The sequence below is a fragment of the Streptomyces piniterrae genome (assembly GCF_005048155.1).
Classification (GTDB): domain Bacteria; phylum Actinomycetota; class Actinomycetes; order Streptomycetales; family Streptomycetaceae; genus Streptomyces; species Streptomyces piniterrae.
This window is the reverse complement of sequence record NZ_SUMB01000002.1, coordinates 135,603-159,594: the sequence shown is the minus strand read 5'-3', so window position 1 is coordinate 159,594 and position 23,992 is coordinate 135,603. Positions and strand designations below refer to the sequence as shown.

24 protein-coding genes and 1 pseudogene are annotated in these 23,992 nt (G+C 70.7%); 18 read left to right on the top strand and 7 right to left on the bottom strand.

The features are described 5' to 3' along the window. The first annotated feature begins 176 nt into the window (after positions 1 to 176). On the top strand, positions 177 to 476 hold the full coding sequence (locus FCH28_RS05095; protein ID WP_136738505.1) for a YciI family protein: 300 nt from the start codon (positions 177 to 179) through the stop codon (positions 474 to 476). Positions 477 to 516: 40 nt separating this feature from the next. Here FCH28_RS05095 and FCH28_RS05090 read toward each other — a convergent pair whose 3' ends face one another. Continuing rightward, entirely contained in the window at positions 517 to 1,935 is a 1,419-nt protein-coding gene (locus FCH28_RS05090; RefSeq protein WP_136738504.1) for a sugar porter family MFS transporter, read from the bottom strand. Between the two features lie 438 nt (positions 1,936 to 2,373). Between FCH28_RS05090 and FCH28_RS05085 the strand changes: the two genes are divergently transcribed. The 7 genes from FCH28_RS05085 (at position 2,374) to FCH28_RS05060 (ending at position 8,039) form a co-directional block, all read left to right on the top strand. Then, positions 2,374 to 3,279 carry an SIS domain-containing protein gene (locus tag FCH28_RS05085; protein WP_136738503.1) on the top strand — a complete coding sequence of 302 codons (906 nt, stop codon included), beginning with the start codon at positions 2,374 to 2,376 and terminating at the stop codon, positions 3,277 to 3,279. Between the two features lie 54 nt (positions 3,280 to 3,333). Then, positions 3,334 to 4,215, top strand: coding sequence for a class II fructose-bisphosphate aldolase (locus FCH28_RS05080; protein ID WP_136738502.1), 882 nt, complete (start codon positions 3,334 to 3,336; stop codon positions 4,213 to 4,215). Positions 4,216 to 4,275: 60 nt separating this feature from the next. Beyond that, complete coding sequence (locus FCH28_RS05075; RefSeq protein ID WP_136738501.1) at positions 4,276 to 4,797, top strand: hypothetical protein; 522 nt, start codon at positions 4,276 to 4,278, stop codon at positions 4,795 to 4,797. A 285-nt stretch (positions 4,798 to 5,082) separates the two neighbouring features. Continuing rightward, positions 5,083 to 5,241: a hypothetical protein gene (locus FCH28_RS37915; protein WP_169314055.1), complete on the top strand. Its 159-nt coding sequence runs from the start codon at positions 5,083 to 5,085 to the stop codon at positions 5,239 to 5,241. A 9-nt stretch (positions 5,242 to 5,250) separates the two neighbouring features. Next, positions 5,251 to 6,054, top strand: coding sequence for a DeoR/GlpR family DNA-binding transcription regulator (locus FCH28_RS05070; protein WP_136738500.1), 804 nt, complete (start codon positions 5,251 to 5,253; stop codon positions 6,052 to 6,054). Positions 6,055 to 6,180: 126 nt separating this feature from the next. After that, a complete protein-coding gene (locus tag FCH28_RS05065) occupies positions 6,181 to 7,314 on the top strand; it encodes a saccharopine dehydrogenase family protein (RefSeq protein WP_136738499.1) in 1,134 nt (377 codons plus the stop codon). Further along, positions 7,311 to 8,039 carry a TetR/AcrR family transcriptional regulator gene (locus FCH28_RS05060; RefSeq protein WP_246102421.1) on the top strand — a complete coding sequence of 243 codons (729 nt, stop codon included), beginning with the start codon at positions 7,311 to 7,313 and terminating at the stop codon, positions 8,037 to 8,039. The genes FCH28_RS05065 and FCH28_RS05060 overlap by 4 nt, the downstream gene beginning before the upstream one ends. A gap of 63 nt (positions 8,040 to 8,102) precedes the next feature. Here the strand turns inward: FCH28_RS05060 and FCH28_RS05055 are convergent, their stop codons facing one another. Both FCH28_RS05055 and FCH28_RS05050 read right to left on the bottom strand, forming a co-directional pair. Then, positions 8,103 to 9,077 carry an SDR family oxidoreductase gene (locus FCH28_RS05055; protein WP_136738498.1) on the bottom strand — a complete coding sequence of 325 codons (975 nt, stop codon included), beginning with the start codon at positions 9,075 to 9,077 and terminating at the stop codon, positions 8,103 to 8,105. A 244-nt stretch (positions 9,078 to 9,321) separates the two neighbouring features. Then, positions 9,322 to 10,089 (bottom strand): annotated as a pseudogene (locus FCH28_RS05050) (SDR family oxidoreductase); the annotation flags it as partial. Between the two features lie 104 nt (positions 10,090 to 10,193). Here FCH28_RS05050 and FCH28_RS05045 point away from each other — a divergent pair. The 5 genes from FCH28_RS05045 (at position 10,194) to FCH28_RS05020 (ending at position 14,643) form a co-directional block, all read left to right on the top strand. After that, complete coding sequence (locus tag FCH28_RS05045; protein WP_136738496.1) at positions 10,194 to 11,021, top strand: enoyl-CoA hydratase family protein; 828 nt, start codon at positions 10,194 to 10,196, stop codon at positions 11,019 to 11,021. Positions 11,022 to 11,032: 11 nt separating this feature from the next. Next, positions 11,033 to 12,007 carry a CoA transferase subunit A gene (locus tag FCH28_RS38970; protein ID WP_246102539.1) on the top strand — a complete coding sequence of 325 codons (975 nt, stop codon included), beginning with the start codon at positions 11,033 to 11,035 and terminating at the stop codon, positions 12,005 to 12,007. Further along, positions 12,004 to 12,828 carry a CoA-transferase subunit beta gene (locus FCH28_RS05030; protein WP_246102419.1) on the top strand — a complete coding sequence of 275 codons (825 nt, stop codon included), beginning with the start codon at positions 12,004 to 12,006 and terminating at the stop codon, positions 12,826 to 12,828. The genes FCH28_RS38970 and FCH28_RS05030 overlap by 4 nt, the downstream gene beginning before the upstream one ends. Continuing rightward, the gene (locus tag FCH28_RS05025) at positions 12,825 to 14,009 is read left to right on the top strand and encodes an NAD(P)H-dependent flavin oxidoreductase (protein ID WP_136738495.1); all 1,185 of its coding nucleotides are present in this window, start codon (positions 12,825 to 12,827) and stop codon (positions 14,007 to 14,009) included. The genes FCH28_RS05030 and FCH28_RS05025 overlap by 4 nt, the downstream gene beginning before the upstream one ends. Positions 14,010 to 14,331: 322 nt before the next feature. Beyond that, positions 14,332 to 14,643 (top strand): hypothetical protein, encoded by a 312-nt coding sequence (locus tag FCH28_RS05020; protein WP_136738494.1) that lies wholly within the window; start codon positions 14,332 to 14,334, stop codon positions 14,641 to 14,643. Between the two features lie 62 nt (positions 14,644 to 14,705). Here FCH28_RS05020 and FCH28_RS05015 read toward each other — a convergent pair whose 3' ends face one another. Continuing rightward, positions 14,706 to 15,344, bottom strand: coding sequence for a hypothetical protein (locus FCH28_RS05015; protein ID WP_246102417.1), 639 nt, complete (start codon positions 15,342 to 15,344; stop codon positions 14,706 to 14,708). Between the two features lie 66 nt (positions 15,345 to 15,410). On the opposite strand from FCH28_RS05015, the gene FCH28_RS05010 reads away from it, so the two are divergent. Continuing rightward, entirely contained in the window at positions 15,411 to 15,785 is a 375-nt protein-coding gene (locus FCH28_RS05010) for a hypothetical protein (RefSeq protein WP_136738492.1), read from the top strand. 234 nt (positions 15,786 to 16,019) lie between these two features. On the opposite strand, the gene FCH28_RS05005 is transcribed toward FCH28_RS05010, so the two are convergent. From FCH28_RS05005 to FCH28_RS04995, 3 genes are all read right to left on the bottom strand, one after another. After that, positions 16,020 to 17,297, bottom strand: a complete 1,278-nt coding sequence (locus tag FCH28_RS05005) for an acetyl-CoA C-acetyltransferase (RefSeq protein WP_246102415.1) — start codon at positions 17,295 to 17,297, stop codon at positions 16,020 to 16,022. A gap of 49 nt (positions 17,298 to 17,346) precedes the next feature. Then, positions 17,347 to 17,934: a TetR/AcrR family transcriptional regulator gene (locus FCH28_RS05000; RefSeq protein ID WP_136739096.1), complete on the bottom strand. Its 588-nt coding sequence runs from the start codon at positions 17,932 to 17,934 to the stop codon at positions 17,347 to 17,349. Positions 17,935 to 18,068: 134 nt separating this feature from the next. Further along, positions 18,069 to 18,947: an SDR family oxidoreductase gene (locus FCH28_RS04995; protein ID WP_136738491.1), complete on the bottom strand. Its 879-nt coding sequence runs from the start codon at positions 18,945 to 18,947 to the stop codon at positions 18,069 to 18,071. Between the two features lie 63 nt (positions 18,948 to 19,010). Here FCH28_RS04995 and FCH28_RS04990 point away from each other — a divergent pair, with 63 nt between their 5' ends. The 4 genes from FCH28_RS04990 (at position 19,011) to FCH28_RS04975 (ending at position 23,924) form a co-directional block, all read left to right on the top strand. Then, complete coding sequence (locus FCH28_RS04990; protein WP_136738490.1) at positions 19,011 to 20,207, top strand: acyl-CoA dehydrogenase family protein; 1,197 nt, start codon at positions 19,011 to 19,013, stop codon at positions 20,205 to 20,207. 3 nt (positions 20,208 to 20,210) lie between these two features. After that, a complete protein-coding gene (locus tag FCH28_RS04985; RefSeq protein ID WP_136738489.1) occupies positions 20,211 to 21,287 on the top strand; it encodes an acyl-CoA dehydrogenase family protein in 1,077 nt (358 codons plus the stop codon). 104 nt (positions 21,288 to 21,391) lie between these two features. After that, a complete protein-coding gene (locus FCH28_RS04980) occupies positions 21,392 to 23,308 on the top strand; it encodes an FUSC family protein (RefSeq protein WP_136738488.1) in 1,917 nt (638 codons plus the stop codon). 109 nt (positions 23,309 to 23,417) lie between these two features. Next, a complete protein-coding gene (locus FCH28_RS04975; RefSeq protein ID WP_136738487.1) occupies positions 23,418 to 23,924 on the top strand; it encodes a MarR family winged helix-turn-helix transcriptional regulator in 507 nt (168 codons plus the stop codon). Positions 23,925 to 23,992 lie beyond the last annotated feature (68 nt).

Below are 23,992 nucleotides of genomic sequence, written 5' to 3'. Positions count from 1 at the left end.
GACGGCCACGCTACCGAACCCATGATCGGGCGAGGGGGCGGGTGCTCCGCGGCCCGGTGGCCGGTGACCCGTGGGCCGGTGATCTGTCAGCACCGGCTCCGCGCCTCTCTGGCCTGCGCATTCCGCACCGGGAGGGCGCGACGGCGTCGCCCGCGGGAGCCCTCTATATTGCCTACATGTTCGTACTTGAGCTGACCTACACCGCCCCCATCGAACGCGTCGACGCCGCCCTCGAGGATCATGTGACGTGGCTGAAGGAGCAGTACGCCGCGGGACACTTCATCGCCGCCGGCCGCAAGGTGCCGCGCGACGGGGGCGTCATCCTCGCCGCCGGAATGGACCGCGCGGCCGTTGAGCGGCTCGTGGCGGAGGACCCGTTCAGCGTCGAGGGAGTGTGCGCGTACCGGATCACCGAGTTCGTCGCGACGACGACCGCCCCGGCACTGGAGGCGTACCGGGAGCAGTTGCCGTCCTGAGGCGCCGTGGTCCGCGCGGAGCCGCAGCCGCCGCCCCGCGCTACGGGGCGGTCTCGGGCGCCGGCGTGGGCCACCGCCCCCCGTTGCGCCAGTAACCCTGGATCTCCTCCAGTTGACGGCCCTTGGTCTCGGGTGCGGTGACGGCGGCGAAGGCCAGCGCCCCGAGGGCGAGGACCCCGAGGCCGGCGAAGGTCCGGGCCGCGCCGGCCCAGGCCATCAGGGAGGGGAAGAACTGGGCGATGAGGAGATTGGCCACGAGGTCGGCGGTGAGCATCACCGACGCCCCTGTGGAACGCAGCTGAGCGGGGAACGCCTCGCTCGCATAGACCCAGATCAGCGATCCGAAGCCGAAGTTGAAGGCCGCGGTGAAGAGCAGGATGGCGCCGAAACCGATCCAGGTGGTGGCCCCCTGGAGATCGGTGAAGCCGAAGACCGCGGTCAGGACGGCGAGCATAGCCACCATCGTGCCGATCCCGGAGAGCAGGACCGCGCGCCGGCCGAGCCGGTCGATGATGACGATGGCGAGGACGGTCGCGGCCAGTGAGGCGAGCTGGACGAACGACGGCAGCAGGAAGTTCTGGCCGTTGCCGGTGAAGCCCATTTCCTCGAAGATCTGCGGGCTGTAGTAGGTCACGGCGTTGATGCCGGTGATCTGGCAGAAGAATCCGAGCCCGACGACGAAGAGCGCGGCACGCGCGTACGGCTTGTGCAGCAGTGAGCGCACCGTTCCGCCGCTCTCCTCGGCGAGCGCGGCCGCCACGGCGGCCACCTCGGCGCGTGCGTCGACATCCGGGTCGGTCGTGGCCATGACCTCGACGGCTCGTTCCGTGCGGCCTTTGCGTACGTACCAGCGGGGTGTGTCGGGCAGCCTGAGCAGCGGGATCAGGACGAGGGCCGCGGGGATCGCCGAGAGTCCGAGCATCCACCGCCAGTGGCCGCCGCCGGACAGTCCCCAGTTGACGAAGTAGGTGACGGCGATGCCGGCGACCGTCGCCACTTGATAGGCGGCGACGGAAGCTCCGCGGATGCGCGCGGGGGTCGATTCCGCGATGTAGAGCGGGGCCGCGACGATCGAGATGCCGATGGCGACGCCGAGCAGGAAGCGGACCGCATCGAGCACGACGACGTTGGGCGCGAGCGCGGACAGTGCGACGAAGACGGCGTACGAGCCGGCGACGATCAGCATCGCGGCCTTGCGGCCGAGGGCGTCGGCGAGCTTGCCGCCGATCAGTGCGCCGACGATGGATCCGAACACCAGGATGCTGTTGACCAGGCCCTTTTCGGCCTCGGTGAGGTGGAAGTCCCTGCTCAGGAACACCAGGGCACCGGAGATGCTGCCGGTGTCGTAGCCGTAGATGACGCCGACGACGGCGCCGGTGAGCGCGAACATTTTGCCGGTGCGGTGCGAGGTCCTGGATGCCGGCGGTGGGGGCGTCGCGGAGAGCGTGGCAAGGGACATGGGGAGTCCTTCGGACGGCGGAGCGGCCTTGCTGCATGACGGTCGTGACGAATCGTGGCGCTGCCTTCGTGACTGATCTTGCGAGTATTGGGCCTCTTTCTCGCAAGTGTCAACAGATTCCTTCGCTCAGCCGCTCAACGAACCGACGCGCAGGCGGACGAGGCAGACGCACAGGCCAGCACGGCCATTTGGGCTAGCCACCCAGCCTCTCCAAGCCCACGGTGGGGACGCTCCCCCTTGCCGCTTCACTCTCACGAGGGATGGATCCCTGCGCGAAAGATGCGTACAGTCGATTGCAGTGAAGCTGAAACTTGCAGAATCGTGCAGCACAGCGTCAGCGGTCGGGATCCGGAGCACCGGAACAGATGACCTCCGCGCAGGCGATCCGATCCATGCATCGGATCTGAGCGTCGGAGCCACACAAACGGGAGGGTGACCATGAGCGGGACGTCGTACATGGAGCAGGAACTGCGGAGCCAGCCGGAAACCTGGCGGGCAGCGGCACGGAACGGAGCTGCGGGAGGCCCGCTGCCCAAGCCCGGACAGCGGGTCGCCGTCGTCGGCTGCGGCACCTCGTGGTTCATGGCGCAGTCGTATGCGGCACTGCGCGAGGGCGCCGGGCTGGGTGTGACGGATCCCTTCGCCGCCTCGGAGGCGTTCCTCGGCAGCGCCCGCGGTTATGACGCGGTGGTGGCGATCACCCGCTCGGGCACCACGACCGAAGTGCTGCGCGTCCTCGACGCGGTCAAGGGGCGTATCCCGACGGTGACGGTCCTCGGCGACACCGACACTCCGGCGGTCGAGGTCTCCGATGAGACGGTCGCGCTGCCGTTCGCCGACGAGAAGTCCGTGGTGCAGACCCGGTTCGCGACGACGGCGCTGACGCTGCTGCGCGCCCACCTGGGCGAGGACGTCTCGCGGGCGGTGAGCGACGCGCAGGAGGCGCTGGCCGCGCCGATCGACCGGGAGTGGGTGGACGCCGAGCAGTTCTCCTTCCTCGGGACGGGCTGGACGTTCGGACTGGCCAATGAAGCGGCCCTCAAAATGCGGGAGGCGTCGCAGAGTTGGACGGAGTCCTATCCGGCGATGGAGTACCGCCATGGCCCGATCGCGATAGCCGCGCCCGGCCGGGTGACCTGGCTGTTCGGCCAGGCGCCGGAGGGCCTGGAGGCGGATGTGGCACGGACCGGTGCGCGGTTCGTGTGCCATGCCCGCGATCCGCTGGCCGATCTGGTGCTGGTGCAGCGGGTGGCTCTGGAGCGGGCCCGGGCTCGCGGTCTGGACCCGGACAACCCGCGCAGCCTGACCCGTTCCGTGATGCTCGAGGCCCCGGCCGCGCCGTAGACGCTCCACTCCCCCGACATCAACTCACCCCGTCCGCAAGGGAGTCAGGACCCCATGCCCCTCGTTCCGACCTCATCGATCGTCGACGCCGCGTGTGAGGCGCGGGTCGGTGCCGCGGCCTTCAACGTCATCCATCTGGAAACCGCCGAGGCACTCGTCTCCGCCGCCGAGCGCACGGACATCCCCCTCATCCTGCAGATCAGCGAGAACTGCATCCGCTATCACGGCAGCCTGCTGCCGATCACCCGCGCCACTCTCGCCCTGGCCGAGGCTTCCTCTGCCCGGATCGCGGTGCATCTCGACCACATCACCGATGCGGATCTGGTCCATCAGGGCATCGGCGCGGGGGTGGGTTCGGTCATGGTGGACGCCTCCGCGCTTCCGTACGAACAGAACGTCACCGCCACCGCCGAGCTCACCGCCTGGTGCCACGACCGGGGCGTCTACGTCGAGGCGGAACTCGGCAAGGTCGGCGGCAAAGACGGGGTACATGCTCCGGGAGTACGCACCGCCCCGGAGGAGGCGCTGGCCTTCGTCCGCGAGACGGGAGTGGACGCGCTCGCCGTGGCCGTCGGGTCCTCCCACTCGATGCACGAGCGCACGGCCGTGCTGGACAAAGACCTGATCGCGGAACTGCATGCGACGCTGCCGGTGCCGCTGGTGCTGCACGGTTCCTCCGGAGTGCCGGATGACGAGCTGCGTCGTGCCATCGCCGCCGGAATGACGAAGATCAATATCTCGACGCATCTGGTCTCCGTGTTCACCCACTCCATACGAGAGGCGCTAGGCGCGGATCCGGCGCTCGTCGACTCCCGCAAATACATCAAACCGGCCCGGGAGGCAGTGGCCGACGAGGCGGCGAGGCTGTTGGACGTACTGGGCACGCCGGCGGCAGTTCCGGGCCAGCTCGCCGCCCAGGCTCCGGCTCCGGGGTGATCGACGGCCGGAATCAGCGGCCCCGACGAAGCGAGGCATGGCCACGGCGACAATCGAGGCATGGTCATGGCACGGCATTGGTATGCCTCTTCTCCCGTCGTCGACGGTCTGCCGCTGATGGCACAGACCGGCTTCTGGGCCGCGCACCTGGCGAATCTGTACGAAGGACTGCCGGTGGAGTCCTTCGGCGTCGACGCCGCGGACGCCGGCGCCGCATTGGACCGACTCCACGACACTTCCGCCTGGCCGGTGTTCCACGTCCCGCTGGCGGGCGGTCACAGCGTCGTCGTCCACTACAACAACGGAGAGGACCACAGCAGCACGGACTATTTCCTCACCCACCCTGACTGGCCACATGACGTGGTCCTGAGCAGCGACGACCAGGACCGGATCGGCCCCGGCCTGTGCTGGCCCGAACTGGCCGCCTTGCTCGACTGCCCACCCGGGAAAACCGGGGTCACCGACCCGCACGCGCGGCTGCTTCTGCTACTGCCCGCCCTCGGCGACACGGACATTCCCACTGAAGCCATTTGGTGCCGTGACAACCGCACTCAAGGCCCAGCACGCTCCGGAGCCTTGTGAGCCGCTGGCCCGCAGCCTCTTGAAGGGGCACCCCATGTGGGGAAGCGAGCCGTGGTGGTTCGATGCAGGGGAAGGCAGCTGGATCTGCGACGGAGAGCACAGCCCGCGCCGGTCGCCCGCGGGCGAGCATCTCTCGGACGGACAGCGTGCGGCCCTGAGACAGTGCCTCACCCCGTACAACAAGTGACCACGCCAGGCAGCCGTCATCAGTCACCACACACCACACACCACACACCAGGCACAACGCCACCCGGCTCACCACTCAGCACTGGCAAGGAGGACGCGTTGAGATACGCCGGCACCGGCGACGATCCGCCGGTCAGCGACGAGCGGGGCTCCGCCCCCGAGGCCAGGGAAGGCACGGAGACAGCCGCCGTGGTCGAGGCGGCCCGTGGCAGCAGCAGCCGGCACCTGGCCTCACCCTGGCCAGCTGGAACGAATTAGGCTCGCGTCATGAAGCGCCATGAACGGATGAACGCACTGCTTGAGCTGCTCGGGGAGAGGGGCCGGGTGGATGTCGAGGAGGCGGCGACCGAGCTGGAGGTCTCGGCCGCGACGATGCGGCGCGATATGGATGCCCTCGCCGAGCAGCAGCTGCTGACCCGCACCCGGGGCGGCGCGGTGCTCAGCTCGGTGGCGTACGACCTGCCGATCCGGTACAAGCACGCTCATCGGTCCGAGGAGAAGGAGGCGGTGGCCGAGGCCGCCGCGAAGCTGGTCGAGCGCGGGGACGTGGTCGGGCTGAGCGGTGGCACCACCACCACGGCGATCGCCCGGGTGCTGGCCACTCGCCCGGATTTCGCGGAGGCGGGCCCGCAGCCGCATCTGACGATCGTCACCAATTCCCTCAACATCGCCAATGAGCTGGCCGTACGACCGCAGATCAAGATCGTGCTCACCGGCGGGGTGGCACATTCGCGGTCCTTCGAACTGGTCGGCCCGTTCAGCGAGTTGGTACTACAGCAGATCTCCATCGACACCGCTTTCATCGGAGCCAACGGAATAGACCCGGTGATGGGGGCAACGGTGCACGACGAGGCGGAGGCCCGGGTCAACCGCCTGATGGCCGAGCGATCCCGGCGTGCCGTGATCGTCGCGGATTCCTCGAAGATCGGCCAACGCTGCTTCGCCCGGGTCGGTGACGCGGATGTCTTCGACACGTTCATCACGGACAGCGGCGCCAAGGAGGCTACCCGCCGCGAGTTCGCGGACCGGGGCCTGAGAGTGGTCACGGCTCGCCCGGTCTCCGGAGACTGACTTGGAGCCTCAAGGCACAGGACAGGCCCGCGGGACGCACGCGACCCACTGGACCGGCGAGGTACGAGCCAAGCAGTTTCCGGGTTTCTAGGTCAGTCGACCTATTTTTTGCCTAGCCTGATCGGCATGACTGATGAGCTCCGGTTCGACGCGGCGGGTCCGGTTCTACTGGTGGGGGGATATGGCACGGTAGGCAGCGAGTTGGCCAGGCTGGCGGCGCCGTCGTGGCCGCTGCTCCTCACAGGACGTAGGCCCGAGGGCGGGTCCTCGCGGGGCGAGGCATTAGGAGCGGAGTTGGGCGCCGAGGTCCGGCGGTGGGATCTCACGGACCCCGCACCTTTCGCCGCCGCGGTCCGCGCCGTCGTAGGTGTGGTGAACGACCCCGGCGACCGTGTGCTGCGCGCGGCGGTCGACGGAGGCGTGCCCTACGTCGATATCACCCGGTGGACGGCGCGTCTGCAGCGGGCCGTAGCCGTGGTGTCGGTGCTCAAGCCCGTCGCACCTGTGCTGTTCTCCTCCGGCTGGATGGGCGGTACGACCAACCTGATGGCGGCCGCACTGGCTGCTGAACTCGGCGGCGCCGAGCGCGTGGAGGTCGCCATCCGGTGGGACCTCAAGGATCGTGCCGGTGCGGACTCGGTGGAGTTCATGGACCGCCTCGGCCTGGACTACGAAGTGCTGGAGAACGGGCAGAGCCGCCGCATCATGCCGCTGAGCGGCGCCGGTCGGGTCATGATCGGGGACCTCCGTACGAAGGTGGCCCGGATCGACACCCCGGAACAGTTCACGCTGCCGATCAGCCTTGGGGTACGCAGCGCCATCACCCGTATCGGGTTCGGCTCGGCGCTGTCGACCTCGGCACTGCTCGCCGTCAAACGGACCGGGTTCTTCCGTTGGGGCCGGGGTGACTGCTGGGCACCGGTACGCCGGTCGCTGCTCTACTCGCCGGGCGAGGGCGGGGTGGCCAGGGTGCGGATGGACGTCGAGGGCCCGGCCGGGCGCCGTGCCGCCATACTCACCGATCCGCTCGGGCAGGCGCATCTGACGGCGGTCGGGGCCTTGATGGGGTTGCGCCGTGTCCTCGGTGCCGACGGTGCCCCGCCCGCCCCCGGGGTCGCCTTTCCTGAGATGACGCCACGGCCGCGGGACGTTCCGGGGTTCCTCCTAAGCATGGGTGTATCGATCAGCGAGCAGCGGCCAGGCGCTGTGGCGGTGGCCGCTGCGGACAACGGAACCGAGGCGAAGGAGGCTGCGGCGTGAGGGCGGATGAGACGCGAGCCAAGCGCGGGCGGCACGCCCCCTCGGAGCCCAGCCCGGCCCCCGACTCCAGCCCAGCCCCGGACCCCAGCCCGGCCCCGGATCCCAACATGGGCGGACGCCGCACCGCAGCCCCACCCCCCACCCCCAAGGGCAGCGACCGGCGTCGCGCGCTGCTCGACGCCGCCGAGCGGATCCTCATCGCCGACGGCCATACACAGCTTTCGATGAGGGCGGTCGCCGCGGCGGCAGACGTACGCCTCGGCCATCTCCAGTACTACTTCCCGGCCCGCGCGGATCTGATCGGCGCGGTACTGAACCGGGCGCTCGAACGCTCGCTGCACCGCCTGGCCGAGCTGACCGGCAGCCCGGAGGGCGCACCGCTGGACGGCGAGCCCGCACAGCTCGTCCGCGGCATCCTGGCCGAACAGGACGAGCCCGAGCTGACCCGCCTGTTCGCCGAGATCTGGGCGCTGGCCGCCCGGGACGACGCGATCGCCGACGCCGTACGGGCCTTCTACCGCGACTACACCGCGCAGGTCGCCGCATTCCTCCGCAGGCACGACCCCGGACTGTCGGATCGTGTCTGCCAGGCGCGCGCGGAGACGTTCGTGATGCTGGTCGAAGGCGCCGCGCTGTTCCGGTCCGGCATCGCCTCGGAGCGATCCGACGACACGGATGCCGAGCTGATGAGGATGGCGGCCCGGCTGCTAGCCCCGGAGGTGTAGCGGGCACCGCAACGAGGGGGCATTGCGGGAGGAGTTGGCGTCGCCACCTCGCCCTCCCCCACCTCACCCCGCCCCATAAACCACCTGCGGCGTCTCGGCGTTGGAGAGCAGTAGGCGAGCCGTGTCACCGGCCTCCACCGGGGTCCAGCGGGCACCCTTGTCGAGGCTCGGGCCCGGACGCCAGCCCTCCATGACGGTGATCCGGCCGGCCTCCGCCTCGAATACCCGGCCCGTGACGCCCTCTGAGGCGGCGGAGCCCAGCCACACCACCAGCGGCGAAACGTTCTCGGGAGCCATCGCGTCGAATTCCCCCGCGCCCGACGGGGCCGCCATCGTCTCGGCGAAGGTCTGCTCGGTCATTCGGGTACGCGCGGCCGGCGCGATGGCGTTGACCTGGACGCCGTAACGTCCCATCTCGGCCGCGGCGACCAGCGTCAGGCCGAGGATTCCGGCCTTGGCAGCGGAGTAGTTGCCTTGCCCCACACTGCCCAACAGCCCTGCCCCCGAACTGGTGTTGATGACGCGGGCCTGTGGCCTACGGCCCGCCTTCGTCTCCGCGCGCCAGTGCGCCGCGGCGTGCTTGAGGGGCAGGAAGTGGCCCTTGAGGTGGACCCGTAGCACCGCGTCCCACTCGTCCTCTTCCAGGTTGACGAGCATCCGGTCGCGCAGAAAGCCCGCGTTGTTGACGAGCGTGTCCAGGCGCCCGTACATGCCCAGGGCGGTGGCGATGAGGGAGGCGGCACCCTGCGGCGTGGCGATGTCGCCGCCGTGCGCGATGGCTTCGCCGCCCGCGGCACGGATCTCCTCGACGACGGCCTCCGCGGGGCCGCGATCACCGCCCGAGCCCCCGTCGCCCCTCGTGCCATCCGTAACGTCCACACCACCATCACCCTGCGCGCCGTCCAGCCCCACGCCGAGGTCGTTCACCACCACCCGGGCACCCTCGGCGGCGAAGGCGAGGGCGTGCGCACGGCCCAGGCCGCGGCCCGCGCCGGTGACGATGACGACCCGTCCGTCACAGATTCCGGTTACGGTCATCTCAGCTCTCCCTGCTGGTAGTTGCAGTGTGGGCGACGCGCGCGCCGACGCCGGTCCGGGCGGTCGCGGCGGCATCGGCAGGATCAGCAGGACCAGGGACTTCGGCGGCATCGGCAGTTCCATCGGCTGTGGCGGCATCGGCCACGCGGTTGGCGCGGTCGGCGCAGTCGCCGCCCTGAGCCCCCCTGCCGGCGCCGCCCGCCGCACCAGCCGACGTACCACCCACCCCACCGCTCCCCCCACCGGCCGTCGAAGCGTCAAGAAACGCCGGACGCTCCCCACCCCCATGCACCAGCAGGCTCGCGCCGCTCACATACCCCGCCAGATCGGAGGCGAGGAAGGCGCACGCCTCCCCGACCTCGGCGGGTGCGGCCAGCCGGCCGAGCGGGATGGTGTCGCCGACGGCGGCGATACCGTCCTCGTCTCCGTAGTGGAGGTGGGACAGCTCCGTGCGGACCATGCCGAGCGTCAGGGTGTTGACGCGGATCTTCGGGGCCCATTCGACGGCCATGGAGCGGGCGAGGTTGTCCAGTCCCGCCTTGGCCGCGCCGTAGGCGGCGGTGCCGGGCGAGGGACGGGTCCCGCTGACGCTGCCGATCATGACGATCGATCCGCCGGAATCCTGACCCGCCATCACCTCACGGGCCGCCAGGGATGCGGTGAGCGGGGTGATCAGGTTCAACTCCACTGCTCTGGCCGCCTGTTGTGGAGTGGAGTCGGCGAGCAGGCGGTATGGGGTGCCGCCCGCGTTGTTGACGAGGATGTCAAGGCGCCCGTGCTCGGCCCGTATCCGCCGGAAGCAGGCGCAGACCGCGTCCGCGTCGCGCAGGTCCAGTGCCACGTACCGTGCCGCCCGCCCCGCCGCCTCCAGCGGGCGGTCCGGAGGCCGGCGCGCGCATGCGATGACCTGCGCGCCGGCGCTCAGCAGTGCCCTGGTGATCCCCGCGCCGACGCCGCGCGTACCGCCCGTGACGACCGCGACGCGGCCGGACAGATCGATGGTGAGCGCCATGCGACACCTCCCGCAGCGCTCCGCGCGCTGCTACCTTCTCACTCGACAGCACCTAACAAACGTTTGGTGGATCGGGACGCAAGGGAAAGGTAGCTGATCTACCCATGGGTGTCTCCACCTCTCACCCCGCCCCACCCCCCGGCGCGAGCGGCACCCCCGGCCGCATCGCCCTCGTCACCGTCGACTTCCCCCCGGTCAACGCCCTGCCCGTACAGGGTTGGTACGACCTCGCCGAGGCGGTACGCGCGGCCGGCCGGGATCCCGAAAACCACTGCGTGGTACTCGCGGCCGCCGGGCGCGGTTTCAACGCCGGCGTGGACATCAAGGAGATACAGCGGACCGAGGGGCACTCCGCGCTGATCGGCGCCAACCGGGGCTGCTACGAGGCGTTCGCCGCGGTCTACGAATGCGAGGTCCCGGTCGTCGCGGCGGTGCAGGGCTTCTGCCTGGGCGGCGGAATCGGGCTGGTCGGCAATGCGGACGCGATCGTGGCGAGCGACGACGCGACGTTCGGGCTGCCCGAACTGGACCGCGGCGCACTCGGCGCGGCCACTCATCTTGCCCGGCTCGTACCGCCCCATCTCGTCCGCACGCTCTACTACACCTCGCGCACCGCCACCGCCCGCGAGCTCCACCAGCACGGTTCCGTGTGGGAGGTGGTGCCGCGCGAGAAGCTGCTCGACACGGCACTGTCCCTGGCCGGGGAAATCGCCGCGAAGGACGGGTACTTGATCCGGCTGGCCAAGGCCGCGATCAACGGCATCGATCCCGTCGACGTACGCCGCAGCTACCGCTTCGAGCAGGGCTTCACTTTCGAAGCCAATCTCAGCGGTGTCGCCGACCGACATCGCGATGCCTTCGTCTCCGCGGATCGGCCCGCATCCCCCTCCTCGCCCCTGTCCGTCAAGTCAACGTCCAAGGAGCCGAGTTGAGCGACAAGACCATGAGCGCCGACGAGGCCATAGGGCGTTTGTCGAGCGGGATGACGATCGGGATCGGCGGCTGGGGTTCGCGCCGTAAGCCGATGGCGCTGGTACGGGCCCTGTTGCGGTCCGATCTGACCGATCTGACGGTGGTCGCGTACGGCGGACCCGATGTCGGACTGCTGGCCGCCGCGGGCAAGATCCGGCGCCTGGTCGCACCCTTCGCCACCCTCGATTCGATTCCCCTCGAACCGCACTTCCGCACCGCCCGCCAGAACGGCACCATCGAGCTGACGGAACTGGACGAGGCCATGTTCATGTGGGGGCTGACCGCGGCCGGCCAGCGGCTGCCGTTCATGCCGGTCCGTGCCGGACTCGGCTCCGACGTACTGCGGGTCAACCCCCAGCTGAGGACGGTCACTTCACCGTACGAGGACGGGGAGGAGCTGGTCGCCGTCCCCGCACTGCGTCTGGACGCCGCGCTGGTGCATCTGCATCGCGCGGACGCGCAGGGCAACGGCCAGTACCTGGGCCCCGATCCGTACTTCGACGATCTGTTCTGCGAGGCCGCGGACGCCGCGTATGTGTCCTGCGAACGGATCGTGGAGAGCGAGGAGTTGGTGTACGGGGGTTCCGGGCGCACCGAGAGCACCGGGGATGCCAAGGGCTCGGGGAATTCCAAGGGGCCCCGACGTTCCGCGGACGACCGAGGTTCCACGGACGACCGAAGCTCCAAGGACCCCTGGCGCGGGCCGCAGACGATGCTCGTCAAGCGGCCGTTCGTGACCGGGGTCGTGGCGGCGCCGAACGGTGCGCACTTCACCGCCTGCGAACCGGATTACGGGCGGGACGAGGCGTTCCAGAAGGCGTATGCGACGGCGGCGGCGGATCCGGAGGAGTGGGCCGTGTTCGTCAAGCGATTCCTGGCTGGGGACGAGCGGGAGTACCAGTCCGCGGTGTCGGCCTTTCACGAAAGGGAGGGAGAAACCGCATGAACTCCACTCCGACCAACCGTACCGTCCCCTCACCCCCTCCCAGCACGTCCAACCAGCCCACTCCCCCGGCCCCCACCACGCGGGCCGAGTACTGCGTGCTGGCCTGCGCCGAGGCGTGGCGGGGCGCCGGCGAGGTGCTCGCCAGCCCGATGGGCACGGTGCCGTCGATCGGTGCGCGGCTGGCCCGGCTGACGTTCTCGCCCGATCTCCTGCTCACCGACGGGGAGGCGCTGCTGATGGGCGACGTCCCCGCGGTCGGCGCACGGTCCGAGGTGACCGAGGGCTGGTTGCCGTACCGCCAGCATCTGGCGCTGGTGGCCACCGGGCGCCGGCACGTCATGATGGGCGCGAGTCAGATCGATCGTTTCGGCAACCAGAACATCTCCTGCGTCGGCGAGTGGTCCCGGCCGGCCCGCCAGCTGCTCGGCGTGCGGGGCGCGCCCATCAACACCCTCAACAATCCGACGAGTTACTGGATTCCACGGCATTCTCGACGGACCTTCGTCGAGCGGGTCGACATGGTCTGCGGCGTCGGTTACGACCGGGCCGAGGCGGCCGGCCCCTCAGCGACCCGCTACCACCACATTCCCGAAGTCATCAGCGATCTGGGCGTGTTCGACTTCTCGACCCCCGACCACTCGATGCGGATCCGTTCGCTGCATCCCGGTGTGAGCGTCGAGCAGGTACGGGAGGCCACCGGCTTCGAGCTGGTGGTGCCTCCGGAGGTGCCGGAGACCCGGGCGCCGACGGCAGCGGAGCTGCGACTGATCCGCGAGGTGATCGACCCCCGCGGGCTGCGCGATCGCGAGGTACGTACGTGACGACCGACGATCGCCGCGACAACGAGGGGCCGCCCCGCGACAACGAGGGACCACCCGCCGCACCAGCCACCCGCACCACCCCGCCGGACCCGCCGCCCCTACGGACCGCCCTCACCGATCTCGTCGGCGTACGGCACCCGATCGTGCAGACCGGCATGGGGTGGGTGGCCGGGCCGCGGCTGGTCTCCGCCACCGCGAATGCCGGGGCGCTGGGAATCCTGGCGTCCGCCACGATGACCGTGCCCGAGCTGCGGGCGGCCGTGCGCGAGGTCGGCTCCCGTACGGACGCGCCGTTCGGGGTCAATCTGCGCGCGGATGCCGGTGACGCCGGGGAGCGGGTGCGGGTGATCATCGAGGAGGGGGTGAAGGTGGCCTCCTTCGCGTTGGCCCCCTCCCGAGAACTGATAGCGCGGCTCAAGGACGCGGGGGTGGTCGTCATCCCGTCGGTCGGGGCGCGCCGGCACGCCGAGAAGGTGGCGGCCTGGGGTGCCGACGCGGTGCTCGTCCAGGGGGGCGAGGGGGGCGGGCACACCGGCGAAGTGGCGACGAGTGTGCTGCTGCCCCAGGTCGTGGACGCGGTCGGGATTCCCGTCATCGCGGCCGGCGGCTTTCGTGACGGGCGGGGGCTGGTCGCCGCGCTCGCCTTCGGCGCGTCGGGGGTGGCGATGGGTACGCGGTTTCTGCTCACGTCCGACAGCACCGTCCCCGACGCGGTCAAGGAGCGCTATCTGGCGGCGTCGGTCAAGGACATCACGGTCACGACGAAGGTGGACGGACTGCCGCACCGGATGCTGCGTACGGATCTCGTCAACTCCCTTGAGAAGAGCGGGCGTTCGGCCGCTTTACTGCGGGCCGTCCGACACGCCGCGGCGTTCCGCAAACGGTCCGGGATGCGGTGGTCCCAGATGGTGCGCGATGGGCTGGCGATGAAGCACGGCAAGGAGCTGACCTGGAGTCAGGTTCTGCTCGCGGCCAATACGCCGATGATGCTGCGGGCCGCGATGGTCGAGGGGCGGACGGATCTGGGGGTGATGGCCGCCGGCCAGATCGCCGGGCTGATCGAGGACCTGCCCTCGTGCGCACAACTGGTGGAGCGGATCATGAGCGAGGCGTACGAGACGCTGGACGGACTGGCTGGAGTCCGGTCCCGTGATCCCGCTACGTCCCCCACCGTCCTCTGACTGCGCCCCCATCCCGTGAAACGGATCACGGATCGCTTGCCGGACCCTTACCGGACCCTTGCCGGGGGGCGGTTCCACGTAGTGCTGGTGCCGGGACTGTTCCACGAACCGACCGGTCGGGGCGCTGCTACCGCCATCGTTCCAAGGTGCTACTACCGGGGTTCTCGTGTGCTGCCGGGGATGCTACTCAGGGTCGACTGCAGTGTGGTACTCAGGGCTGATTTGCTCCTGGGGCGGATGCACAATAATGGGGTGAGAACTGATGAACGCGCGGAGGTCGGATCGGCCGTCGCGGGGGAAGTTTTCCAACGGGGGAGATTACGTGCGGAAGATCATGGCCATAGCGCTGACCGTGGTGACATGCGGCGCGTCGCTGACCCTGGCCACCGCCTCCAACGCGGCGGCCGCCGAGCGGACACCGCGGTGCGTCAAGGTGCAGAAGTACTTCGACAAGGACCGCCAGCACTACGTGAAGCTGACCAATCTGTGCACCAAGCGCCCCGCGTGCTTCACCATCGCCATACCGCACTACAAGGACCCGCACGGCCGCCTGGCCAAGGGCGTCACAAAGGACGTCCGCTACGCGCCGGCATCCTGGCCGCGGGCGGTGTACGTCAAGAACACACCCTGCTGACCGCCACCCCTGCTGAGGGCAGGCTGCGCGGGCCGCCGACCTCGGTCGGCGGCCCGTGAGCGTTAGCGCCCGGGGCGGCGGCTGAGGTCAGGGCGGCCGAGGTGGCCGGGCTCGCGCTGCGCCTCGCCCAGCCACAGGTGCGCCGGCGCGTACTGGCGGATCGCCGCCGTGACCTTCTCCTGACCGCCGCCCGTCGGCACCGGAAGGCGGTAGCGCAGCCGCGGCAGCCCGGGAGCGATCGGCTCCTCGTCGCGGACCAGGGCCCAGAGCACCGGGTCGCGGTCGTTGATCGGGCCGCTGGGGCAGAGCTCGACGGAGTACTGCTTCACCCGCTTCCCCATCTGGCTCCACTGCAGGCCGACCCCGGCCAGTGTGTCCCAGGGGATGATCTGCCGTGCCCGCCCGTTGTCGAGCCAGAGGCCGGCGCCGTCCACGATCACCGCAGCGTTCCTGCCCCGCCAGATCGGCACGCCGAGCAGCACCCCAAGCGCGCCGAACGCCAGCATCATCAGGAGCCCGAGCAGCCCCTTCACCGAGAAGTCGCCCTTGGCGTTGCCCGTGGCCAGCATGATCAGCCCGACCACGCCGGCCAGGCCGAGCGCGACCAGGATCAGGCAGATGGGCAGGGAGCGGAGCGCGCCCCGGCGGCCGGTGCGCACCACGGTCGCGTCGGGCGCGGGGGCGGGGGAAGTGTGTGGCATGGGCATGATCCGAGAGTGTACGCATTCCCGAGCCTCGCTCTCCTGCGGCCCGTAGGCTTCCGCCCTATGACCGGACACGGAGACAGCTACAACCCCAGCCGCCACACCCCCGACAGCCGCGCCGAGCAGCTGCGTGCAGGCTTTCAGCAGCAGGGCATACCGGGGATCGCCGAGGACACCGCTCGCCAGGACCGGCAGAAGCGTCTCGCGTACACCGTGATCGCGGTGTTCGTGACCCTCCTGGGCCTGGTTCTGGCCATCGTCCGGCTTTCGCGGGGCCACCAAGTGGGCACCTGGACGGGCCTTTACTCGGCGGGCATCGTCCTCGCGGGGCTGGGCGCCGTACTCGCTCGGCGCGCGTCAACCCGCCTGACGTACGCGGCGGTGCTCGTCGGCGCTGCGCTGCTGGGCGTGGGTGATGCGGTGGCAGGGCGACTGTAAGCCCTGCGAGCCACCTCGCCCTGCTGCTTCCCTCTACACCTACTGCGCCTCCTACTTCTCCTACTTCCTTCTCCTCCTTCGCTGCGGAGCCGGGTGCCTGTTCGCCGCCGCCTTGCCTCCTTCCTATTTCGGCAACGATTACGGAGAGTGATTAGTTCCCACTGGTGGTTAGGGCGAGGGCAGCGTTGATTATCGGCGGAAGTCGGCTGGTCACGTTGTGGGTCGCAGCGCCGGTTACAGGCGTTCGATGATGGTGACGTTGGCCTGGCCGCCGCCCTCGCACATGGTTTGGAGGCCGTAGCGTCCGCCGGTGCGTTCCAGTTCGTGCAGCAGCGTGGTCATCAGCTTGGCGCCGGTCGCGCCGAGGGGGTGGCCGAGGGCGATGGCGCCGCCGTTGACGTTGACCTTGTCGAGGTCGGCGCCGGTTTCCTTGAGCCAGGCCAGGACGACGGATGCGAACGCCTCGTTGATCTCGACCAGGTCGATCGCGTCGAGGGTGAGGCCGGTCTTCTTCAGTGCGTGCGCGGTGGCGGGAATGGGCGCGGAGAGCATACGGATGGGGTCCTCGCCGCGTACCGAGAGGTGGTGGATGCGGGCGCGTGGGGTCAGTCCGTGCTCGCGGACGGCTCGCTCGCTGGCCAGGAGCATCGCCGAGGCGCCGTCGGAGACTTGGGAGGAGACGGCGGCGGTCAGCCGGCCGCCTTCGACGAGCGGTTTGAGGCCGGCCATCTTCTCCAGGGAGGTGTCGCGGCGCGGGCCCTCGTCCACCGTGACGTCTCCGTACGGCACCGTTTCGCGCGCGAAGCGGCCCTCGTCGATGGCGCGGATCGCGCGCTGGTGTGAGCGGAGCGCGAACTCCTCCATGTCGTGGCGGGATATGCCCCATTTCTCGGCGATCAGTTCGGCGCCGTGGAACTGGTTCACCGGCTGGTCGCCGTAGCGGGCGCGCCAGCCCTCGCTGCCGGCGAACGGGCCGTCGGTGAGGCCGAGCGGCTCGGCGGCCTGCCGGCTGGCGAAGGCGATCGGGATCATCGACATGTTCTGGGTGCCGCCGGCGACGACGAGGTCCTGGGTACCGGAGAGCACGCCCTGCGCCGCGAAGTGCACGGCCTGCTGCGAGGAGCCGCACTGCCGGTCGACGGTCACGCCCGGCACCTCCTCGGGCAGTCCGGCCGCCAGCCAGGCGGTGCGGGCGATGTCGCCGGCCTGCGGTCCGACGGTGTCCAGGCAGCCGAGGACGATGTCCTCGACGGCGGCCGGGTCCACGCCTGTACGGTCCATCAGCGCCTTGAGGACATGCGCGCCGAGGTCGGCGGGGTGTACGGCGGCGAGTCCGCCGTTCCGCCTGCCGACGGGGGTGCGTACCGCATCGACGATGTATGCCTCGGAGCGCTGGTACGACTGATGGGGCTGCTGGTGGGACTGCTGGTCGGGCTTCTGGTGGGACCGCTGGTGCGGCTGGCGCGGTTGACTCAGCTGTTGTGGCTGTCGCGGCTGGTGTGACTCGGCCATGACGGCGGCTCCTTGGCTGGTGAGGGCACTCCCGTGCGGGAGTCGGGGGTCACTCCCGTACGGCGATACCGTCCAGGACCATCGACAGGTACTGGCGGGCGATCTCCTCCGGGCTGTGGTGTCCGGCCGGCCGGTACCAGCTCGCCGCGACCCAGACGGTGTCGCGGACGAAGCGGTAGGTGAGCCGGATGTCGAGGTCGGCACGGAACACCCCGTCGGCCACGCCCCGCTCCAGAGTGCCCAGCCACGCCTTCTCGAACTTCTGCTGGGAGTCGGTGAGATACCCGAAACGGGGCTGGGCGGCGAGGTGCTTGGACTCCTTCTGGTAGATGGCGACGGCGGCGCGGTGCCGGTCGATCTCCCGGAAGGACTCGGTGACCAGGGCTTCGATGGTCTCCCTGGGGCCGAGTCCGGCGGCGAGCACGGCGTCGTAGCCGTCCCAGAGCTCGGTGAGGAAGGTGGAGAGGATCTCGTCGACCATCGATTCCTTGGAGTCGAAGTGGTAGTAGAGGCTGCCGGCGAGCATGCCCGCCTCGTCGGCGATCTTCCGTACGGTCGTGGCGTTGTAGCCCTGCGCGGCGAACACCTCGGCGGCGGTGTTCAGCAGCTCGCGGCGGCGCTCCGGGGACGCGCTCACGGTCGCGGTCTTCTTGCTGCGAACCTTGCCGGCACTCTTCGGGTTCTTGGCGCTCTGGGCGTTCTTTGCGCTCTGGGCGTTCTTTGCGGTTGGCACCTGGCCATTGTCGCTCCGTATCCGGCCCGGCCCCGGTCTCAGGCGTGCTGGCTGCTGACGGCGACGGCCTCGCCGGTCATGTACGAGGAGTAGTCGCTGGCGAGGAAGACGATGACGTTGGCGACCTCCCAGGGCTCGGCATAGCGGCCGAACGCCTCCCGGGCGGTGAGTTCGCTCAGCAGCTCGTCGGTGGTGACCTTGGCGAGGTGTGGGTGCATGGCCAGGCTCGGCGAGACGGCGTTCACCCGGACCCCGTACGCGGCGGCCTCGACGGCGGCGCAGCGGGTCAGGGCCATCACCCCGGCCTTGGCGGCGGCGTAGTGCGCCTGACCGCGCTGGGCGCGCCAGCCGACGACCGAGGCGTTGTTGACGATGACGCCGGGGCCGGAGCCGGGGCTTGGTCCTGGGCCTGAGCCTGGCCCTGAGCCTAGGCCTGGATATCGTCCTGAGCCTGGCCCCGTGAGCCGTTCGCCGTCGTGTGCCGCCTTCATCCGGCGGAGCGCGGCGCGGGTGCAGCGGAAGGTGCCGTTGAGGGTGACGTCAAGGACCGTGGCCCATTGGTCGTCGGTCATCTCGACGAGGTCGGCGGTGCCGCCGAGTCCGGCGTTGTTGACGACGATGTCGAGCCGGCCGTGCCGCTGCTCCGCCAGGTCGAAGAGTGCGCCGACCTGCGCTTCGTCGGTGACGTCGCAGGGCAGGGCGGCGACCCGTCGGGCGCCGAACTCCTCGGCGAGCCGGTCCTCGGATTCTTTGAGCCGGCGGGTGTGGGTGTCGGAGAGGACGACGTCCGCGCCCTCCTCCAGCAGTTTGCGTGCGGTGGCGCCGCCGATCCCGGCGCCGGCGGCGGCGGTGACGACGGCCGTCCGGCCGGCCAGCAGCCCATGCCCGGGGACGTATGGAGGCTTCTCGGTCGTCATGGCCGTACGCTAACCTACCAAACACTTGTTAGGGAACAGGGAACGCCTAGGGAGCGGAGCCCGATGGATCTCGAACACGCCCCGGAGGACGAGGAGTTCAGGCATTCTGCGCGCGCCTGGCTCTCCGCTCACGTACCCGCCGACCCCCTCCCCTCGCTGGAGACCGAGGAGGGTTTCGCCGCCCACCGGGCGTGGGAGCGCGCCCTGGCCGCGGACCGCTGGTCGGCGGTCTCCTGGCCCGAGGAGTACGGCGGCCGCGGGGCGTCCCTCGCACGCTGGCTGATCTTCGAGGAGGAGTACTACGCCGCGAACGCTCCCGGCCGGGTCGGCCAGAACGGCATCAACCTGCTCGCCCCGACCCTCTTCGAGCACGGCTCCCCCGCCCAACTCGCCCGTGTACTGCCCCCGATGGCGAACGGCGAGGTCGTCTGGGCGCAAGCCTGGTCCGAGCCGGAAGCCGGATCGGATCTCGCGTCGTTGCGCTCCACAGCCGTACGGACCGCGGGCGGCTGGCTGCTCAGCGGGCAGAAGACCTGGTCGTCACGGGCCGCGTTCGCGGATCGCGCGTTCGGCCTGTTCCGCAGCGATCCGGAGGCGGACCGGCCGCACCGCGGGCTGACATATGTGATGTTCGATCTTCGGGCGCCCGGCGTGACCGTACGGCCCATCGGGCGGCTGGACGGCAAGCCCGCCTTCGCCGAGCTCTTCCTCGACGAGGTCTTCGTCCCGGACGAGGACGTTATCGGCGAGCCGGGCCAGGGGTGGCGGGTCGCGATGAGCACCGCGGGCAATGAGCGCGGCCTCACGCTGCGCAGCCCCGGGCGCTTCACGGCGGCCGCCGGCCGTCTCGTCGAGCTGTGGCGTCGGCATACCGATCCGGCCGATCCGGCCAACACGACCAATACGGCCGATACGGCGCTGCGCGATCGGGTCGCCGACGCGGTCATCGGCGCCCGCGCGTACCACCTGTTCACCCGCGCCCATGCCGCCCGGCTCGCCGCGGGCGGCAGCCTCGGCGCCGAGTCCAGCCTGAACAAGGTCTTCTGGTCCGAGCTGGACATCGCCCTGCACGAGACCGCGCTCGACGTCCTCGGCGCCGGAGGCGAACTCGCCGATGATGCCAACGAGGCGGCGGATCACGGGAGTTGGGCGGAGGGCTGGACGTTCGCGCTGGCCGGTCCGATCTATGCGGGCACCAATGAGATCCAGCGCGACATCATCGCCGAGCGGCTGCTCGGCCTGCCGAAGGGGAGGCGGTGAGCGATGACTTTTCTTCTTGACGACGGGCAGTGGGAGTTCGGCCGGACGCTCGACCGGATGCTGGGCGCCGCGGACACCGCGGGCGCCGTACGGGCATGGGCGGCGGATGACACCGGCCCCGGACGAAAGGTGTGGCAACGGCTCGCGGACGCGGGGGTGTTCGCGCTGCCCGTGCCGGAGGAGTACGGGGGCGTGGCTGCGGACGCGTATGGCGGCCCGGCCCCGTCGGCGCGTGGGGACGCGCCCCAGGACAGCCCGAGGATCGGCATGGGGCTCGCCGTTGAACTGGCCGTGGCTTTTGTGGAGTTGGGGCGTCATGCGGTGCCGGGGCCGGTCGTCGAAACCGTCGCCTCGGCTGCCCTGCTGGGGCGGCTGGGCGATCCGGCGCTCAGCGGGGACTGGCTGCCGGGGATCGCGACGGGCACTCGGCTCGTGTCGTACGTGGCGGCAACTCATGGGCCGTATGCGTATGCGTATGCCCTGGACGCGGGCAGCGCCGATGCGACGTTCGTCGTCGCGGAGGACCGACTGCTGCGGGCGGCGAGCCATGGGCAGGTCCAGCCGTCGCTCGACCCGGCGCGGCGGCTCGCCCGGCCTGCGCCCGGCGGCGAGGTCTTGGCGAGCGGGCCTGCGGTACGGGCCGCCGCCGCGTATGCCGCCGACGTCGCCTCGTTCCTTACGGCCGCGCAGGCGCTGGGCGTCGGGCGGCGGCTCCTGGCCGAGACCGTCGCGTACGTGCGGCAGCGGAAGCAGTTCGGGGTGGCCATCGGCTCCTTCCAGGCGGTGAAACACAGGCTGGCGGACACGCTGCTGGCCTTGGAATTCGCGGAGCCTCTGGTGTTCGGAGCGGCGGTGGCGCTGGCCGGCGAGGAGGGGCGCGCGGGTGCGGACGTCGCGGCGGCGAAGGTGGCCGCGGGCGAGGCGGCGTACGGCGCGGCGCGCGCGGCGCTCCAGCTGCACGGCGCGGTGGGGTACACCGAGGAGCTGGATCTGTCCCTGTGGATCCGCAAGGCTCGGGCGCTGCGCGGGGCCTGGGGGAGCCCGTCGGCTTGCCGGGCGCGGGTGCTGGAGGGGATGTAGGCCGGGGGCGCGCCTCGATCCCCGACTCCCGACTCCCAAACCTGACCCCCCGCGGATAATTTCGCAAGTGAAATACATTTGAAATACCTGCTAACCTTTCCAGCATGGGGAAACACGCCAGACCTGCCGGAAAGAGAGCGACCACCGCCACGGCCACAGCGACAGCCGCCGTACCGAAGACCGGAGCGCGCATCCGCCCGCTTCCCGTGCGCCCGCTCCCTCTCCGGAGCACCGTCCGGCTGGGCCGCCCCGTCGACATCTGGCACAAGCCGGCGCTCAGCGCGGTCACCGCCCTTGCCGTCCCCGATGTCACGCTGCTCGTCATCGGCCGGCTGGACCTGATCCTCTACACGTCGGCCGGGGCGATGTGCGCCCTGTACGCGCACGGTCTCCCGTACGCCGCCCGTGCCCGCACGCTGTCGCGGGTAGTGCTCGGCATGGTCGCGAGCCTCGGTATCGCGCTGACCGCCGCGTCCCTGACGAGCTCGGCCGCCCTGCTCGTCGTGTTCGCCTCGCTGCTCGCCGCGGTCCACAAGGTGGTCTGCGATGCGACGCGCATCGGCCCGCCCGGGAATCTGATCTTCACCTTCATCACCGCGTCGGCGTTCTTCGTTCCGCAGCGTCTCGGGCAGGTACCCGGGCATCTGGCGCTGGCGCTGGGTACCGGCATGCTGGCGTGGCTGGTGTGTATGGCGCCCGCGCTGGTCCGGCCGCAGGGGCCGCAGCGGATCGCGACGGCCCGCGCGCTGGAGGCCGCCGCGGGGCTGCTGCGTACGGGCCGAATCACGGGCCACGCCGAGGAGGGCGGGGAGGGCGGAGTGGCGCACGCCCGGCACGCGACGGCGGCTGCCGTGAACGCCGCGTGGCACACGCTCTTCCTGGTCCCGGCCCGCGCCCCGGCGAAGGCCGCCGCACGCGCCGGCCTGGAGCGCCTCCTCGTACGAGCCGAGTCGACGCTGGGAGGTGTGACGGGGGACGGCGCGTCGGCGGAGGCCGAGCGGCTCGACACCTGGGCGCGCGGGCTGCGCCGTGGGGGCCCGCTTCCCGACGTGGCACTGTCGGCGGCGCAGGCCGACGAACTGGCCGGCATCGCAGCGGAGCGGCCCGACCGTGCCGACGAGGCGAAATGGCCGCGGCAGGCGTCATGGCTGCGGCGGCCCACGCCCGGCCGTCCGCATGGCCTGCGGGCGGTGCTGGCCCGGCTCGCGCCCGGGTCGCCGCTGTTGCCGATCGGTGCGCGGGTGGCTGCCGGGTGTGTGCTGGCGGGCTGGGCGTCGATGGCGGTCGGCGTCGGGCACCCGTACTGGGCCGTCGTCACCGCGGCCTCCATCTACCAGGCCAACACCACGCTCTCCTGGCAACGCGCGTTGCAACGCACCCTCGGCAATCTGCTCGGGCTGCTGCTCTTCACCGCCCTGCTGCCGCTGATCCACACCGGGCATCTCGCGATGATCGCGCTCGCGCTGGCCTGCCAGCTCGGCGCGGAGGCATGGATCACCCGCAACTACTGGCTCGGTTCGGTGTGCGTGACGCCGATGGCGTTGCTGCTGACCTCGTTCGGCGGCCGGGTGCCCGTGCGGGCGCTGATCGCCGACCGCTGGATCGACACCGTGGTGGGCGCTGCGGTCGGTCTGGCCTGCTGCGTGTTGGTCACCAACCGGCGGGCCAGCGACCGTATCGATATCGCCCTGGAGCGGGTGGCGGAGGCGATGGACGCGGCGACCGCTGCGTGCCGACTGCTCGCGGCGGATCCGGGGCCCGATTCCGTCGAGGCACAACGGATCTCGCAGGCGAAGGAGGTCGGCCCAGTGCCACAGACCTCCCCGGCGAAGGAGGCCGGCCGGGCCCGTGACCGGCTGGCCGGCTGTCTGGTCGAGCTGCGCGAGGCGGTCGAGGTGGCGGCCGGCGAGTGGTGGCAGCGGGACCTCCCGGCGGAGCGGATCGCCCACGCCGAGCGGGAGGGGCACCTTGCCCTGGCCGGCCTGGTCCGGCGGCTCTCGGCGCCCACGCTGGCAGCCTGACGCTCCCCCACGCATTCGCGGCATGGGCATGGGAGGTGCCCGCACACCGCCCGGCCCGGCGGCAGGCACAATTGGGCCGTACGGCAATGCGGCCGAGAGGAGAGTGCGGGTGACCGAGGACATCGTCGCGGGGGTGCTGCGCCAGTGGCAGCAGGTACACCCCGGGCTGGACACCGGCCCGATGGCGGTGATCGGGCGGCTGAACCGCTGCTCCGCCCTGCTCCAGCAGGCGGCCGACGCGCCGCTGCGACGGGCCGGGCTCACCCGTCCCGAGTTCGACATCCTCGGCACGCTCCGCCGGATGGACCGCGAGCTGACCCCCGGACGGGTGGCCCGTGAGACTTTCGCTTCCGGGGCGGCGGTCACCAAGCGGGTACGGCAGCTGGAGGAGCGCGGGCTGGTCGCCCGCCGCCCCGACGACCGGGACCGCCGCGTCTCCCATCTCTCCCTCACCGAAGAGGGCCGCGAGACGATCGACCAGCTGCTGCCCGAACAGCTGCGGTACGAGGCGGCGCTGCTCGCCGGCATCGGCGAGCAGCGGCAGGACGAACTGTCCGCTGCGCTGGGCGAGTTGCTGGTGGTGCTGGAAGGGCGTCTGGGGAGTCTGGTGGAGTAGGCGGCCGCCCAGTCCGGTGGAGTGAGGCAGCCGCCTCGCAGCAGCCCCGCTCCTCCCGGCTCCTCCCT